13 protein-coding genes and 1 pseudogene are annotated in these 15,971 nt (G+C 41.1%); 2 read left to right on the top strand and 12 right to left on the bottom strand.

Features of this window, described 5'->3' with window-relative positions; genetic code table 11:
- Window positions 1-7 precede the first annotated feature (7 nt).
- From O3603_RS05415 to gap, 4 genes are all read right to left on the bottom strand, one after another.
- Window positions 8-1,951 (bottom strand): glycogen debranching enzyme N-terminal domain-containing protein, encoded by a 1,944-nt coding sequence (locus O3603_RS05415; RefSeq protein ID WP_311454073.1) that lies wholly within the window; start codon window positions 1,949-1,951, stop codon window positions 8-10.
- Between the two features lie 457 nt (window positions 1,952-2,408).
- Window positions 2,409-3,347, bottom strand: a complete 939-nt coding sequence (locus tag O3603_RS05420) for a diacylglycerol kinase family protein (RefSeq protein ID WP_371521339.1) — start codon at window positions 3,345-3,347, stop codon at window positions 2,409-2,411.
- A complete protein-coding gene (gene miaA / locus O3603_RS05425) occupies window positions 3,341-4,309 on the bottom strand; it encodes a tRNA (adenosine(37)-N6)-dimethylallyltransferase MiaA (RefSeq protein ID WP_371521342.1) in 969 nt (322 codons plus the stop codon). Before miaA ends, O3603_RS05420 begins: the two co-directional genes overlap by 7 nt.
- Window positions 4,310-4,419: 110 nt before the next feature.
- The gene (gene gap / locus O3603_RS05430) at window positions 4,420-5,448 is read right to left on the bottom strand and encodes a type I glyceraldehyde-3-phosphate dehydrogenase (RefSeq protein ID WP_009434068.1); all 1,029 of its coding nucleotides are present in this window, start codon (window positions 5,446-5,448) and stop codon (window positions 4,420-4,422) included.
- Between the two features lie 269 nt (window positions 5,449-5,717).
- Here gap and mscL point away from each other — a divergent pair, with 269 nt between their 5' ends.
- Entirely contained in the window at window positions 5,718-6,143 is a 426-nt protein-coding gene (mscL, locus tag O3603_RS05435; protein WP_009434147.1) for a large-conductance mechanosensitive channel protein MscL, read from the top strand.
- A gap of 251 nt (window positions 6,144-6,394) precedes the next feature.
- Here the strand turns inward: mscL and guaA are convergent, their stop codons facing one another.
- The 6 genes from guaA to O3603_RS05465 form a co-directional block, all read right to left on the bottom strand.
- Complete coding sequence (gene guaA, locus O3603_RS05440) at window positions 6,395-7,939, bottom strand: glutamine-hydrolyzing GMP synthase (protein WP_004383348.1); 1,545 nt, start codon at window positions 7,937-7,939, stop codon at window positions 6,395-6,397.
- A 27-nt stretch (window positions 7,940-7,966) separates the two neighbouring features.
- Entirely contained in the window at window positions 7,967-8,773 is an 807-nt protein-coding gene (locus O3603_RS05445; RefSeq protein WP_371521346.1) for a sugar phosphate nucleotidyltransferase, read from the bottom strand.
- A gap of 142 nt (window positions 8,774-8,915) precedes the next feature.
- On the bottom strand, window positions 8,916-10,457 hold the full coding sequence (locus tag O3603_RS05450; RefSeq protein WP_314519732.1) for a phosphotransferase: 1,542 nt from the start codon (window positions 10,455-10,457) through the stop codon (window positions 8,916-8,918).
- Window positions 10,458-10,527: 70 nt separating this feature from the next.
- On the bottom strand, window positions 10,528-10,728 hold the full coding sequence (locus tag O3603_RS05455; protein WP_009434160.1) for a hypothetical protein: 201 nt from the start codon (window positions 10,726-10,728) through the stop codon (window positions 10,528-10,530).
- A 775-nt stretch (window positions 10,729-11,503) separates the two neighbouring features.
- Window positions 11,504-13,129, bottom strand: a complete 1,626-nt coding sequence (gene groL / locus O3603_RS05460) for a chaperonin GroEL (protein WP_371521350.1) — start codon at window positions 13,127-13,129, stop codon at window positions 11,504-11,506.
- 74 nt (window positions 13,130-13,203) lie between these two features.
- Window positions 13,204-13,473, bottom strand: coding sequence for a co-chaperone GroES (locus O3603_RS05465; protein ID WP_009434220.1), 270 nt, complete (start codon window positions 13,471-13,473; stop codon window positions 13,204-13,206).
- A gap of 236 nt (window positions 13,474-13,709) precedes the next feature.
- Here O3603_RS05465 and O3603_RS05470 point away from each other — a divergent pair, with 236 nt between their 5' ends.
- Entirely contained in the window at window positions 13,710-14,429 is a 720-nt protein-coding gene (locus O3603_RS05470) for a DNA alkylation repair protein (protein WP_371521352.1), read from the top strand.
- 374 nt (window positions 14,430-14,803) lie between these two features.
- Here the strand turns inward: O3603_RS05470 and O3603_RS05475 are convergent, their stop codons facing one another.
- Window positions 14,804-15,250 carry an HU family DNA-binding protein gene (locus tag O3603_RS05475; RefSeq protein WP_009435395.1) on the bottom strand — a complete coding sequence of 149 codons (447 nt, stop codon included), beginning with the start codon at window positions 15,248-15,250 and terminating at the stop codon, window positions 14,804-14,806.
- A gap of 430 nt (window positions 15,251-15,680) precedes the next feature.
- A pseudogene (locus O3603_RS05480) lies at window positions 15,681-15,971 on the bottom strand (hypothetical protein); the annotation flags it as partial.

Genomic DNA, 15,971 nt, shown 5'->3' on the forward strand with positions numbered 1-15,971 from the left:
CTGCCTTTTAATATTTATACTTCTCTAGCAACTCTAATGTACGCAGAACTTCGGCTACATTCATAGCAAAAGAGATTGCACCACGACCACTGAATGGAGGATTGCCATCGAATAGTTCTGGTAATGTACTTAGACAATGATAGAACATTTCATCTTCATAACCAACCAACTGTCGCTCAACAAAGCTTAATCTAGTTTGCTTATAGAGCTTTAAACAAGCCTCAAGATAGAAACCTTCTAGCCATGGCCAAGCTGTTCCCTGATGATATGCCTGATCACGTTGCGCTTGTGGTCCAGTATACATTGGATTATAACCACCACTCTTTGGAGAAAGCGAACGAAGCCCCTTTGGAGTTAACAATTCACGTGTACAAATATCTAATACACCTCGCTTTTGTTTCTGATCAAGTGGAGAATAATCAAGAGCTACGGCGAAAACCATATTAGGGCGAACGCTCCAATCAATCATCTTACCATCTACAAAATCGTAAAGGTAACCATACTCATTTAAGAAGGTATCAATGAAGGAGGCTTTACACTTATCTGCTAGTGTGTCCAGTTTCTCCGCATATTCTTCATTACCTGATTCCCGCTCTATTGTTGCTACAAAGCGTAACGCATTATACCAAAGGGCATTGAACTCAACAATATATCCGGAACGGGGAACAACAGGCTGACCATTATTCATAGAGTTCATCCACGTAATAGCCTCTCCCTTAGCGTCTGCATAGAGTAAGCCGTTCTCATCTAGAACAAGATTCGGATGTTTGTCTGTGGCAAGATAATCTATAATGTCATGCAAGAAAGTTCCATAAAGTTCTTTACAACGAGCTTTACCAGCCTTCTTTGCATATTGTTGTATTGCCCAAATACACCAAAGAGGGACATCCGGTTTATCCATCTCATAGATGTCTACACTAACAGGTTTGTCATTCATAAACTCGCGTAAACCTTTCTCTGCAGTCTGCATAACAAGTTCAAAGTAGTCCTGTTCTTCTATGCTCAATGTTAATCCTGGCAATGAAATAAATTGATCACGAGCACGGCATTTAAACCATGGATAACCAGCAAGAATATAGCGTTCATCATTCTTTGTACGATTATGAAATTGATGAGCTGCATTAACAAGACAATGGAAGAAATTGTCTCTCGGACTTCTTGTCTCAACTTCTTTATCAAATAAATCTTGTAAAGTTGATGTGTCGCATTCTGCCGTTGACGCCGCAAAAACGATACTTTCCCCTTTACTAATATTCATCTCAAAGTAGCCTGGAACATATAAATCTTCATTAGAATCATAGCCTCGTTCCTGCTCTTTTGGGTATTCTAAGCCACGATACCAATAAGGTTCAAAATGAAACTCATTACTCTTTGAAAATTGCATAAATAGCAAGGGGTAACCAGCATACATACAAGTACTAATACCATTATCTACTTGTTCATAAGAGCGATTTACAGCCGAATTCTCATGTGTAAACTGTCGAACACTACGAAAAGCTAAAAATGGGCGGAATTGTAAAGTAGTTTGAGAATGAGCTTCTAATAATGTATAACGAATTAAGATGCGATCCTCATAGTGTTGGAAAACTACTTCTTTCTTTAACAATACACCGCCAACACGATAAATCGTGGTCGGAACAATATCACAATCAAACTCTCGAATATATTTGTGTCCTTGCGGACTAAAATTCCCTCCTTGGTACTTATGCAATCCTAAATTGAAAGCAGCACCATGCTGAATAACCGTCGGATCAAGCGAGCTCAGCAGTACATGATTCTCATCATCCAGTTCAGGGACAGGGACAACAAGTAATCCATGGTACTTGCGCGTGTTACAATCAACGATTGTGGAACAAGAATAGGCACCAGAGCGATTGGTTCGTAATAACTCTCTAGGAAGCGAGTCCTGAAGATTTGCCATGAGGGCTTTTTCAAATTTTAAGTAGCTCATGTCTGTTAAGGTTTACTATTTGGTTTTTATATCATTCGGGTAGAATCCTTTACTGATTTTACCATTTGGCACTTCAAAGATACAAATATTTTTCATAACAGCATTAAAAGTAAGATATTATTTTCAAGGTTAGATTTATCTTATAACAGTTATACGAAAAAGTTTTAAATTCCTTTGCTTTAAAAGCTCTTATAAACAATAGGAAAAGCTTAGGAACTTTTTAGGAAAAGCTTAAGAACTTTTTAGAGAAAGCTTAAGAGCTTTTTGGAGAAAGCTTAGGAGCTTTTTGGAGAAAGCTTAGGAGCTTTTTGGAGAAAGCTTAAGAGCTTTTTAAGAAAAGCTTAAGAGCTTTTGAAGGAGTAATTAGGATCTACCTATAATTTGCATAAAAGGAAAAAAGATTTCCTTCTATAAAAAGCAAGAAAATAGATAGAACCTATATAATATATAAGGTGTATTAACTCGGTATGATAAAGTTAATAACTTCCTTCTCCACACTAATTCTAAATGTACCAACAGGCGTACCATTCAAGAGTCTACCATCAACACTGACTGGTGTATGCGGGGCTATCTGTGCGCTCAATTCTTGTGTTCTATAAGGTAATACACTACGATGATTCAAAATCTTGTCCCGTAATAAAAGATACATACCCTCCATTGCTTGTAACATCTTTGGCTGAGAAACAATTGAAACATCTAACAAACCATTATAAGGAACAGCATTCGGCGTCTGTCCATAACCTTGAGCATTACCAATACAAACAGTCATCAGACGCTGTTTAATAGTATCAGTATTAATTTTCAATGACATCAAATAATCCATACGCTGAAACAAAAGTAGGAAGAATGAGAGGATAAAAGAGATTGTACGAGAAATAAAGAGATGACGCATACGACGACGCATACTCATAATATTTGCAACCATACCAATGTTCACACAGTTAAGAAAATATCTACGACAACGTTCTTTCTTTTTATTTTCATAGTGAATACATCCAATATCTACTCGTCTTACACGCTTCTGCTTGAGCCAAGCAATCGTCTGTTCCAAATGCGACTCATCAAATCCCCAAAAATGTGCAAAATCATTCAGTACACCATTTGGAATAACTCCCAACGTTATACGATTACGCTCTTCAGGCTTCAAGAGCATGAGATAGTTGACCGCGTCATTCAGCGCCGAATCGCCACCATAAATGATAATGGTCTTGTAACCATTACTAATCAGCATGCGAACCAAACGATCCACACCTCGAGGATTCTCGCTCTGTACCATATCATATTGTATACCATGTTCTAGCAGGCAACGTTCAGCCTGCTCCCAACGCTTTACAGGATTAGTAAACAATCGACCTTTTGGACAATAAATAATGCCCCATCTTCCTTCCTCTACCATAATTTCAATATTTCTTCTACTTTATCTTCCATCTTCCACGCAGCATTTACCCAATGAATCGTAAAGCCACGACGCTCCATACCACGAAACCACGTCATCTGCCGCTTAGCAAACTGATGAATAGCAATCTCTAACTGTTGGAACATTTCATCATAAGACAATTTTCCTATAAGATATTCCGTCACAAATTTATATTCCAAGCCATAATAGATAAGATCTTCTGCAGGGATGCCACGCTTCAATAATCCATCTATCTCGTCAACCATACCCCCTTCAAGGCGTGTTTTCAAACGATGAGTAATCTTTTCTCTTCGCACTTCTCGTTCAATATCCACTCCTATTATTAATGAATCAATTGGTGGACATTGCCGCTCTTCTGTTGGCTTTGTGAGATTATAGGTTTCAATCTCTATCGCACGAATAGCACGCTGACATGAATCAACATCAGTCTTATTGTGCATAACAGAATGATTTCTTCTCTTCAAATCTACCAATATGTTTGTAAGTTCTTCGAGATTCTTACCCTCTAATTCAGTACGTAAGGCTGGATTCTGAGGTACGGGCGAGAGGCTATAACCTTTCAATACAGCTTCTATATAAAGACCTGTACCACCGCAGAGAATAGGCAACACTCCCCTACTCCGTATATCTACATACCTATCAAGGAAATCCTGTTGATAGCGAAAAAGATTATACTTCGTACCTGGTTCACATATATCTATAAGGTGATAAGGTATTGCATGCCCCTCAACTGTGTAATCAGCCAAGTCTTTACCCGTACCAATATCCATGCCACGATAGACCTGACGGCTATCTGCACTGATGATCTCAGCGTTAAGCCGAGCAGCCAAATGTGCAGCAAGATCGGTCTTACCCGAAGCCGTAGGACCAAGAATGGTTATCATACGCTTGTCAAGAGCTATACCTGCAGCCGTACCCTCACCTATCTGTTCGTTCTTCATGTCGCAAAGATAACAAAAAAATCCCTGCCAGCAAGCTGACAGGGACTATTATTTTATCCGTCAATCACTCTCTACGCAAGAGAGGATTGCAGATGACCTTTCGGTTGGTATTACTTCAACTCTGCGAAGTACTTGATTGTACGAACCATCTGAGAAGTGTAAGAGTTCTCATTATCGTACCAAGAAACAACCTGTACCTGATAAGTATCATCGTCAATCTTGCTTACCATAGTCTGAGTTGCATCGAACAAAGAACCGAAACGCATACCGATAATATCAGAAGATACGATCTGATCCTCATTGTAACCGAAGCTCTCTGTTGCAGCAGCCTTCATTGCAGCGTTGATACCTTCAACAGTTACGTCCTTACCCTTAACAACAGCAACAAGGATAGTTGTTGAACCTGTTGGAGTTGGAACACGCTGTGCAGAACCAATCAACTTACCATTCAACTCTGGAATAACAAGACCGATAGCCTTAGCTGCACCAGTTGAGTTAGGAACGATGTTGCAAGCACCTGCACGTGAACGACGGAGGTCGCCCTTACGCTGTGGACCATCAAGAATCATCTGATCACCAGTGTAAGCGTGGATTGTTGACATGATACCTGACTGGATTGGAGCATATGCATTCAAAGCAGCTGCCATTGGAGCCAAGCAGTTTGTTGTACAAGAAGCTGCAGAAATAACAGTATCAGCTGCAGTCAAAGTCTTGTGGTTTGTATTGAAAACGATTGTAGGAAGATCGTTACCTGCAGGAGCAGAGATAACTACCTTCTTAGCACCAGCCTTCAAGTGAGCAGAAGCCTTCTCCTTTGATGTATAGAAACCTGTACACTCGAGTACAACGTCTACCTTATTAGCAGCCCATGGGCAGTTTGCAGCGTCCTTCTCAGCAGAAATCTTAATCTCCTTACCATCAACGATAATTGAGTCCTCAGTAGCCTCTACAGTGTGCTTACCCTCGCCGAACTTGCCAGCGAAACCACCCTGAGCGGTATCATACTTCAACAGATGAGCAAGCATCTTAGGACTTGTCAAGTCGTTGATTGCAACAACCTCATAACCTTCAGCCTCAAACATCTGACGGAATGCGAGACGACCAATACGGCCAAAGCCGTTAATAGCTACATTTACCATTTTTACTTTAATTTATTTATAAAAGTTTATAAAACTAGTTGTCTTTTTACCTCCTAATGAACATTATTCTATGTTACGATTGCAAAGATACAATATTTTTTTTATTTTTGCAGTCGCTTTGCGTTTAAATATTATAAAAAAATGGTTCGTTTCAGTTGCATGATAGAATCAACGATAACACTATAATCCATGTTTGTAATATCTATGTAGCAAAGCACATAAAAAGAACATATAATCAATAAAAGAACAAATTAATAACATTTAGAATCATGGGTAAATTCATTCAAGAGTTTAAAGATTTTGCAGTTAAGGGTAACGCAGTTGATATGGCTGTTGGTGTAATCATTGGTGGCGCATTCGGCAAGATTGTTTCGTCTATCGTTGATGACATCATCATGCCTCCTATTGGCTGGTTGATTGGTGGTGTAAAGTTCACAGATCTTAAGTACACCCTCCCAGCAGTTCAACTTCCTGGAATAGAGAAGATGGAAGCTGCTACCATTAACTATGGTAATTTTTTACAGACAACACTAGACTTCATCATCATTGCATTCTGTGTATTCCTTCTAGTAAAGGGTATCAACAAACTTTCAAAGAAGAAGGCGGAAGAACCTGCAGCACCAGCTCCTGATCCAGAGCCAACAGCAGAAGAGAAGCTCCTTACAGAAATTCGAGACTTACTTAAGAAAAAGTAATAGTAATCATATAAATGAGAAGTCCGAGTCTATGATAGACTCGGACTTTTTATTTATAAAGATTTACTTTATCATTCCTATTCCTAAAAGGGAGACTCTCCTTCTTTCAGAGAGAGCCTTTGCTATCCTCGAGAATAGCCTTTGCTAAACTATAAACAATACTTCCTTCAAATTATGATTATAACTAAGTGGAAATCAGCTAAGATACTTTTCTATAATTCAAAAGAGCACTCCCCATTTAGCAAGAGTCTTTATTCCCATTCAATGGTCGAAGGTGGTTTTGATGAGATATCGTAACATACACGATTAACTCCCTTTACCTTGCGAATAATCTCATTAGAGACATCTGCCATAAAGTCGTATGGAAGATGTGCCCAGTCAGCTGTCATTGCATCCATAGAGGTAACAGCACGCAGAGCAACTGGATGTTCGTAAGTGCGCTCATCGCCCATCACTCCTACCGAACGGATTGTAGAAAGCAATACGGTGCCTGCCTGCCAAACATGATCATAAAGACTCGAACCATCTGGCAATGTATAATCGTGCATCTTCTCGATATAGATATCATCCGCATCTTGAAGAATACGGACTTTCTCACGAGTAATATCACCTAAAATACGAACAGCTAGTCCAGGGCCAGGGAACGGATGACGCTTAATGAGACGTTCTGGCATTCCCATCTCATGACCTACACGACGCACTTCATCTTTAAACAACCAACGAAGTGGTTCACAGAGCTGCAAGTGCATCTCCTTTGGCAATCCGCCAACATTATGGTGGCTCTTAATAACCATACCCGTTATGCTCAAGCTCTCAATGCGATCAGGATAGATTGTTCCTTGTGCGAGCCATTTAGCATCAGTAATCTTCTTCGCCTCTGCATTGAATACCTCAACAAAGTCACGACCTATTATCTTGCGTTTCTCCTCTGGGTCACTTACTCCCTCAAGATCTTTAAAGAACTTTTCGGAAGCATCCACACCGATAACATTCAATCCAAGTCCCTTATAAGCATCCATCACCTTTTGGAACTCATTCTTACGCAACATACCATGATCAACGAAGATACAAGTAAGATTCTTGCCAATAGCTTTATTCAATAAGGTAGCACAAACAGATGAATCTACACCACCAGAAAGTCCAAGAATAACACGATCATTACCAACTTGCTCTCGAATCTCTTGCACTGCGCTCTCTACGAATGAGGCTGCACTCCACTCCTGTTTACTACCGCAGATATCTACAACAAAGTTCTTCAGAAGCTGCTTACCTTGTAATGAGTGATAAACTTCAGGATGGAACTGAACAGCCCATACTGGTTGTGTCTTTGAAGCAAAGGCTGCATACTTAACATCACCTGTAGAAGCGATGATCTCATAATCTGAAGGAATAGCCGTAATGGTGTCACCATGGCTCATCCATACTTGAGAGCCCTTTTCAAAATCTGCGAAGAGGCGGTTATCAAGATTGATTGTCTCTAGATTCGCACGACCATACTCACGTGTACCAGTCTGTTCCACCTTACCTCCATTAGAATAAGAAATGAATTGTGCACCATAGCAGATACCAAGCACAGGTACCTTTCCAATGAATTGGCTAAGATCAACCTTAAAGGCTTCTGCATCATGTACCGAATAAGGCGAACCAGAAAGGATTACACCTATCACGGACGGATCATCTTTTGGGAACTTGTTGTAAGGTAGGATTTCGCAGAAGGTATCCAACTCGCGTACACGTCGACCTATCAACTGTGTTGTCTGCGAACCGAAATCCAAAATGATTATCTTCTGTTGCATGTTAGTGATGATATGTTTTAAAAAGTATCATTGCTCCACTTTGGGGCTTTGATAACCTAAATTTACAATAAAGTCTTCTGCTGCTTGCAGTGTATCAAGCTTACCTACATCAAGAAGTTGTAGGTCGCTCTTCAATTCTCCATAGATATTCAACTTACCACAATTACTAAGATAGAAGTCCATTATGGGGAACTTATCCTCATCAACAGCCTCAACCGCCTGTATAGCAGTGGGAGCTAAGACATGAATACCCGAGAAAGCATAGAGATAATGACCCTTCTGATGATAAGAAGTAGTATCATCGGTTGGTTGCACAAAATGTAATTGTCGCACATCCTCATACGGCGATTTCACCTCTCCTGTAGCAACATTCGTCCAACCAACAAGGCGCATATCTGAATTAAAGACAAGATAACGCTGCGTGATACGACGGCTTACCAACAGAAGTGCATCCGTTTTACTATCTACGGCATGCTGATAGAAAGCCTTCAAATCAACATTACTCAGAATGTCTACATTATGAATGAGGACAGGCAAGCTATCGTCAAAAAGCGAAGCAGCTCGCTTGATACCACCACCGGTATCAAGGAGCTGCTTTGTTTCGTCAGACACAAGAATATCCACCCCATAATCGTGCATATTCAGATAGTCAATAATCTGATTAGCGAAGTGATGGACATTAACAACCATACGCTTGCATCCTGCGTCTATCAATCTATTTATTACATGTTCAAGCAGCGGCGCACCCCCTACCCTTACTAACGCCTTTGGCATTGTGTCAGTAAGCGGTTTCAAACGAGTGCCGAGACCGGCTGCAAAAATCATTGATTGCATTAGCTTTTCTTTTATATCTGCAAAATTACGGCTTTTATTTCAGTTGACAAAGGAATCACAAGCCTAATCTTCTCCCGTTGCTCTTATTGCTTCTTGTCTATTCTATAATAATAAAGGTGGGAGGAGTTAGGCTGAAGCCTTCTTACTTTGCCGCCAATACTTGCTCAATACCCTGTTCTCTATGCGTTATCCGTACCTCAATGCCATATTTCTTATTGAGATGTTCGGCAAGATGTTGCGCACTATAGACGGAACGATGCTGCCCACCTGTACAGCCAAAACTGAACATTAAATCCGTAAAACCACGTTGCATATAACGTTCTACATGATGATCAGCCAACTGATAAACGGGTTTCAAGAACTCAAGTATCTCACCATCATCCTCTAAGAAACGAATAACGGGTTCATCCAAACCAGTGATCTTCTTATAGGGTTCATACCGACCAGGATTATGCGTGCTCCGACAATCGAACACATAACCGCCCCCATTACCAGTTGTATCCTCGGGAATACCTTTCTTAAACGAGAAACTAAACACCCGAACTACCAACGGACCTTTCCCATCATATTTAGAGAATGTAGCAGGACCATCCAAAGGATTCGCCTGATAGACATCCTTCTCTGCCGTTTTAAATCCATCGGTTCTATTAGCCGCTGGCTTCTCAATGTGCGCAAATTGTGGTAATTGTGTGAGTCGTTTCAGCATATCAAGCATATAAGGATAAGGGAAAACCTCTTCGCCTAATGCCAATATGTCACGCAAATTCTGTATTGCTGGAGGAATAGAATCAATAAAATGCTTCTTACGCTCAAAGTAACCACGGAATCCATAAGCCCCAAGCACTTGCAACGTTCGGAACAAAACGAAGAGAGAAAGGCGATTGACAAAGTGACGTTTTGAGGGTACTTCAGTATAATTCTTCAAACTTTGATAGTATTCAAACACAAGTTCACGACGCAACTTGAAGGAATACTTCGCACTTGCTTGCCACAAGAACGATGCTAAATCGTAATAAAATGGTCCCTTACGTCCCCCTTGAAAGTCTATAAAATAAGGATTACCAGCAGTATCTAACATGACATTCCGAGCCTGAAAGTCACGATAAAGGAACGAATCCATCTTTTCGGACGTTAGGTCTTTGGCAAACATTCGGAAGTTCGCCTCAAGTTTCAACTCATGGAAATCAAGCTCCGTTGCTTTGAGAAAGCAGTATTTAAAGTAATTCAAATCGAAAAGGACGCTCTCTTGATCGAATTCTGGCTGTGGATAACACTGACTAAAATCTAGCCCGCGCGCACCACGAAGCTGTATATTAGGCAACTCACGGATAGTCCTTCGAAGCAATTCCTGCTCTGCAAGATTATATCGCCCACCTGCTTCACGCCCGCCTCGTATAGCATCGAAAAGAGAAACAGTGCCTAAATCCGACTGTAAATAACAGGTTTCGTCAGCCGTAACTGCCAACACATGAGGCACAGGCAACTGACGTTTCTCAAAATGTTTCGCCAGATAAACAAAAGCATGATTCTCGTCACGACTCGTACCAATAACACCTATCACTGCCGAGCCAGCATCATCTGTCAATCGATAATACTCGCGATTACTACCAGCACCAGCAAGTTTCTCCACATTGACTGCTTCTGCACCCTTCCACGTCCTATACAATTCCAATAATTCCTTCATGCTTTTTATTGATTGCTTATCCAATCATCCTATAAAGTTACGGCAACGAATCATATCTCATCAGCTAAAACTAATCTTCTAGCTTCTTTTTTATCTCTTCCGCCTGCCTCTCGCCCTTCTTTTTATTATCATATTGACGCAAAAGACCATCTATAAGCAAAAGAAGAACAAGGATGCCGCTTGTAATCCACAACGACCTCGTTATATAATATAAGCATCCAATAACGATGAAGAGTACTATAAATTCTTTCCAGTTGACTAATCTTTTCATGCTACAAAGTTAAGCAAAAGATTAGATATAGGACGTGAAAGTAGGAAGTTTTTAGTCTTTTTCAAATCCATTCCTAATATGTTAATACCAACACAAATACTTGTTGCAAATCAAATCAATCCATTCCTACATCTTATTAGAACTAAGAAACAAAACAGATACAGCCCACTCACATAGCTGAAAGATAGAACTTTCTACACAAAAAAAACTTACATTTAAATCTTTCTATCTATCCTTTTCTAGAACGTAACAGAGCTTTAAAACGAAACGAAATGAGCTTTTTATAGAAACGTATATAGGTTTTTAGTAAAACCAACCTCCGTTTTGAGCAAAACCGACCTCCGTTTTGACTGAATCGTACCTCCGTTTTGAGTAAAAAGTACTATCGTTTTGGGCAAAAAATACTATCACTTTAGGTAAAAACTAGCCCATTTCCCTATATTTTGACTATTCCTTTCAGTCAACAAAATGCTTCATTCCTTACAACCTACTAGTAATCAATCTATTACAAGTCTAACCATTTCCTTCTCTCTATTTCCCATATTTCCGAGCAAACACCAATGCTTTTCAGAAAAACGCAAATACAAACCATCAAATTTGCTATATTTTATTACAAAATAAATCCTATTGATAAATTCAAAATGAAGAATGGTAAAGGCTTTTTTATACTATAAGGAGGACACAAAAATCAGCTATTTTCAAATAGAAACAAATAAAAAAAGGAAGATACTCTCAGAGCATCTTCCCTTTTTTGATTGTATGATTTAATCTGAAATTACATCATTCCGCCCATACCTGGAGCTGCTGGCATTGCAGGAGTTTCCTCTGCCTTGTCAACAATGAGGCATTCGGTTGTCAAGAACATTCCTGCGATTGAAGCTGCATTCTCCAACGCTACACGAGAAACCTTAGCAGGATCAATAACACCTGCAGCACGCAAATCCTCGTAAACATCCTTGCGAGCATTGTAACCATAGTCACCCTTGCCCTGACGAACATTGTCAACTACAACGGCACCTTCGCCACCTGCATTCGCAATGATCTGACGTAAAGGCTCCTCAATAGCACGGCAAACAATGTTAATACCAGTCTGCTCGTCCTGATTATCGCCCTTGAGATCCTTCAATGCCTCTTGAGCACGGATGTAAGTGGTACCACCACCAACAACAACGCCCTCTTCCATTGCGGCACGAGTAGCACAAAGAGCATCGTCAACACGATCCTTCTTCTCCTTCATCTCTACCTCAGAGTTAGCACCGACATAGAGAACAGCTACGCCACCAGCCATCTTTGCCAGACGTTCCTGCAACTTCTCCTTGTCATAAGAGCTTGTTGAAGCAGCAATCTCATTCTTGATTTGTGCCACACGCTCCTTGATAGCTTCCTTATCGCCAGCACCATCAACGATGGTTGTATTGTCCTTTGATACATTAACCTTCTTAGCAGTACCCAACATCTCGAGTGTAGCCTTATCCAATGATAGACCCTTCTCCTCACTAATAACAACGCCACCAGTCAATGTAGCAATGTCTTCTAGCATAGCCTTACGACGATCACCGAAGCCAGGAGCCTTCACTGCACAAATCTTCAAGCCTGCACGTAGGCGGTTTACAACCAATGTTGTCAATGCTTCAGAATCAACATCCTCTGCAATAACCAACAATGGACGACCACTCTCAGCAGCTGGTTGGAGAATTGGCAAGAAATCCTTCACATTTGAAATCTTCTTGTCATAGAGAAGGATGTATGGATTCTCCATTACACACTCCATCTTATCAGTGTCGGTAACGAAGTAACCTGATAAATAACCGCGATCAAATTGCATACCCTCTACTACGCCAATGCTTGTCTCACGGGTCTTGCTCTCCTCAATCGTGATAACTCCATCCTTAGAAACCTTACGCATTGCATCAGCCAACAGCTTACCAATCTCAGGATCATTATTAGCACTAACGGTTGCAACCTGCTCAATCTTGTCATAGTTATCGCCGACAACCTCAGCTGATTCCTTGATATGCTCAACAACCTTTGCTACAGCCTTGTCTATACCACGCTTGAGATCCATAGGATTAGCGCCAGCTGCAACATTCTTCAAGCCTTCTGTTACGATAGCCTGTGTTAGGATTGTGGCAGTTGTGGTACCATCACCAGCATCATCACCAGTCTTACTAGCTACACTCTTTACTAATTGTGCACCAGCATTCTCGAAGTTATCTTCAAGTTCCACCTCCTTAGCAACGGTTACACCGTCCTTTGTTATCTGTGGAGCACCGAACTTCTTACCGATAACAACATTACGACCTTTAGGACCTAGCGTTACCTTTACTGCATTTGCTAACTGATCAACACCACTCTTCAAGAGCTCACGTGCATCTGTATTGAATTTTATCTCTTTTGCCATTTTACTTTTACTTTGATTTTATATCTTTTTATATCCTTCTCTCCCCTCCTTTCGGAGGGGCAGGGGGAGGCTTTTTATTCTACTACAGCGAGAACATCGCTCTGACGCATCATCAGATACTTCTCACCTTCATTCTCTAATTCCGTACCAGCGTACTTCCCATAGAGAACCTCATCACCAACTTTGAGAATCATCTCTTCATCCTTTGTACCATTACCAACTGCAACAACCTTACCACGCTGTGGTTTCTCTTTAGCTGTATCAGGGATAATAATACCACCAACTTTCTCCTCTGCTTGTGCAGGAAGAATCAATACTCTGTCTGATAAAGGTTTAATTGTCATAATCTCTTTATATTTTTAGATTTTAATCTTTTGTTTATCTACTAAACTAGTAGTTCCGCTTTGCTTTATACGAAAACCATGCCAAAGAAACATACATATAAACATTCAAAACAATATCTGACATCCTGTCAGCATACACATACGACATTAAGAATTTATAGAAGAACCCCCATCAATTTCTATTGAGCCATAACATAAATGTAGTATCTTTGCAACAAAAACAAATTTATACAAGTATGACAGAAAGCATAAGCCCAACAGTGAAAATGATTATTGACGAACTCCAAGCGTTATCAAATGCTGAAAAGAGAGAAGTATTCCCACGCTTCTTCAAAACAGGAAAAGGAGAATACGGTGAGGGCGATCTCTTTTTAGGTGTCACAGTTCCCAACATCCGCACTATAGCCAAACAACATAAAGATATATCCTTGGATGTAATAAGAGAACTAATGCTGTCAAAATGGCATGAGGTGAGACTCTGCGCACTGCTAATCATGGTAGAGAAAAGCAAGAAAAAGGACGAAACACTTCGCAAACAGCTCTTTGACCTCTACCTCGCCATGACCGAAAGAATTAATAATTGGGACTTAGTCGACCTCTCCTGTCGTTTTATCGTTGGTGAATACCTGCTTGACAAATCGCACGAACGCCTCTACCAATTAGCACAAAGCCAACTTCTATGGGACAACCGAATCGCCATCGTTTCCACCTATGCCTTTATCCGCAAAGGTCAACTGGAGGACACATACGCACTAAGTGACCTTATGATGCACCATCCACACGACCTCATGCACAAAGCGATTGGCTGGATGCTTCGTGAAGCTGGCAAACGGAATCCCGAGCGACTCTATGCGTATGTCATGGAACGCCGCGCGGATATGCCACGCACCATGTTACGTTATGCCATTGAGAAATTTAGTCCGAAAGAACGTGCTATACTTATGAAGCGAGTATAAGCACAAAAAGATTTGAAACGATTTACATGATTCCCCAGACATAATCCTACTAAAAAGGTGCCTAACGGCAGAAATAGAACAAATCGTTTCAAATCAAACAAATAAGATTCTTACGAACTATATCCCGTTAGGCACATCCCTCTCCCTCGGCTTGAAGAGGCTTTCCGTAGCACATTTTCTAACTAGCCCCCGTAGGCACATCCCCTCTTTGAGAGGGGATGGGGTGAGGCCGTACCACGGAAGCGAGAGAACCAAATTAATACACTAGTTTTGAAAGACATTAATTTCACAATTAATATAATCGATTGTCTTATTACAGAACGATTGATACCCTGAATCAATCTAAAATGCTCCCGTGGTATAGGAAGCCTCACCTACCCTGCCTGTGGTCCACTTTCTTCCTCTTTCTTTTTCTTTTCCTCCTTTTTATTATCTGTCTCTTCATCTTTCTTCCTCAACGATTCGTAGGAATTTGCAGCCAACTCACGCTTCAATTCTGTGCCAGGAGTGAAGACTACACGAGGCTTAATCGTCTCGGTCTTAAAAGCTTTTTCAGTTTCCGCACCTTTGCTCGACAGTGTGACACGCATTGAACCGAAATTACCTAGCTGAATACTGAAGCCATCACGGAGGTAATGTGGCAGACAATCAATGAAGTTATACAACACGTTCGATACATCACCACGAGTCAAGGATGAACGTCCAGCAATGTCACGTGCAATGTCATCTAGAGACTTATGCCCTACATTTACCGGATTAGCATAAAACTTCACTTCCTCCCGCTTCTGCGGATTCTTCTTTTGAACTAATTTAAATCTCATGATTCTTAGGTTTTTAAATTATTAAATAACTATTGTTTATCGTAGCGTAGGGCAGCACGCCTCTGCTTCAGTTCGCTGCATCTTCATGCCGCCCTATTCTATTTTCTTAATTTATTTTCCTCCTCTCACCGCTTCATTTTGTCACCCTTTCAGCATTCCCCTCCTGCCAGATGCGTATTGCCTTGCTGCCGAATACGTATCTACGTGCTGCCAGATGCGGTGAACGTTGCTGTTAGATACGTATCTAGCAACTGCGCAATGCGTATCTACGAGTTACTAGATACGCATCCGCCAGCATGTAGATACGGTGAGCGTGGCGACGGAATACCTATCCAGCAGAAGTCCTGCTCGTTAGGCGCTCCCTCGCTGTAGGAGAGGGCTGGGGTGAGGCTTCTTAGAGGGCGACACCTGTAAAAAGCAATCGCAAGGACTACTCGAACGCCCCCACCCTGAACCCGGGGTAGCGGCCGAGGAGGTTCACGTTGACGTAACCACTGTCGAATCTCAGGCGGTACGTGCCGCTAGAGTTAGCACTTGACGTCCAATAGCCGCCTTCGCTGCCAATAGAGTAAAGCTGACCATAGGCGTAGTAACCTAAGGCGGGCAGGTAGAAATAATTGTTTGCGTCAGCAGCGGAAGGAAGAGTAGTATGTGATACAGACCTACCGTAAGCGCCTCCATATGTATGCCAATCATGGCCGTCAACAGCGGTGGTGCTGTT

The sequence above is a fragment of the Prevotella sp. 20925_1_30 genome (genome assembly GCF_041433025.1).
Classification (GTDB): domain Bacteria; phylum Bacteroidota; class Bacteroidia; order Bacteroidales; family Bacteroidaceae; genus Prevotella; species Prevotella vespertina.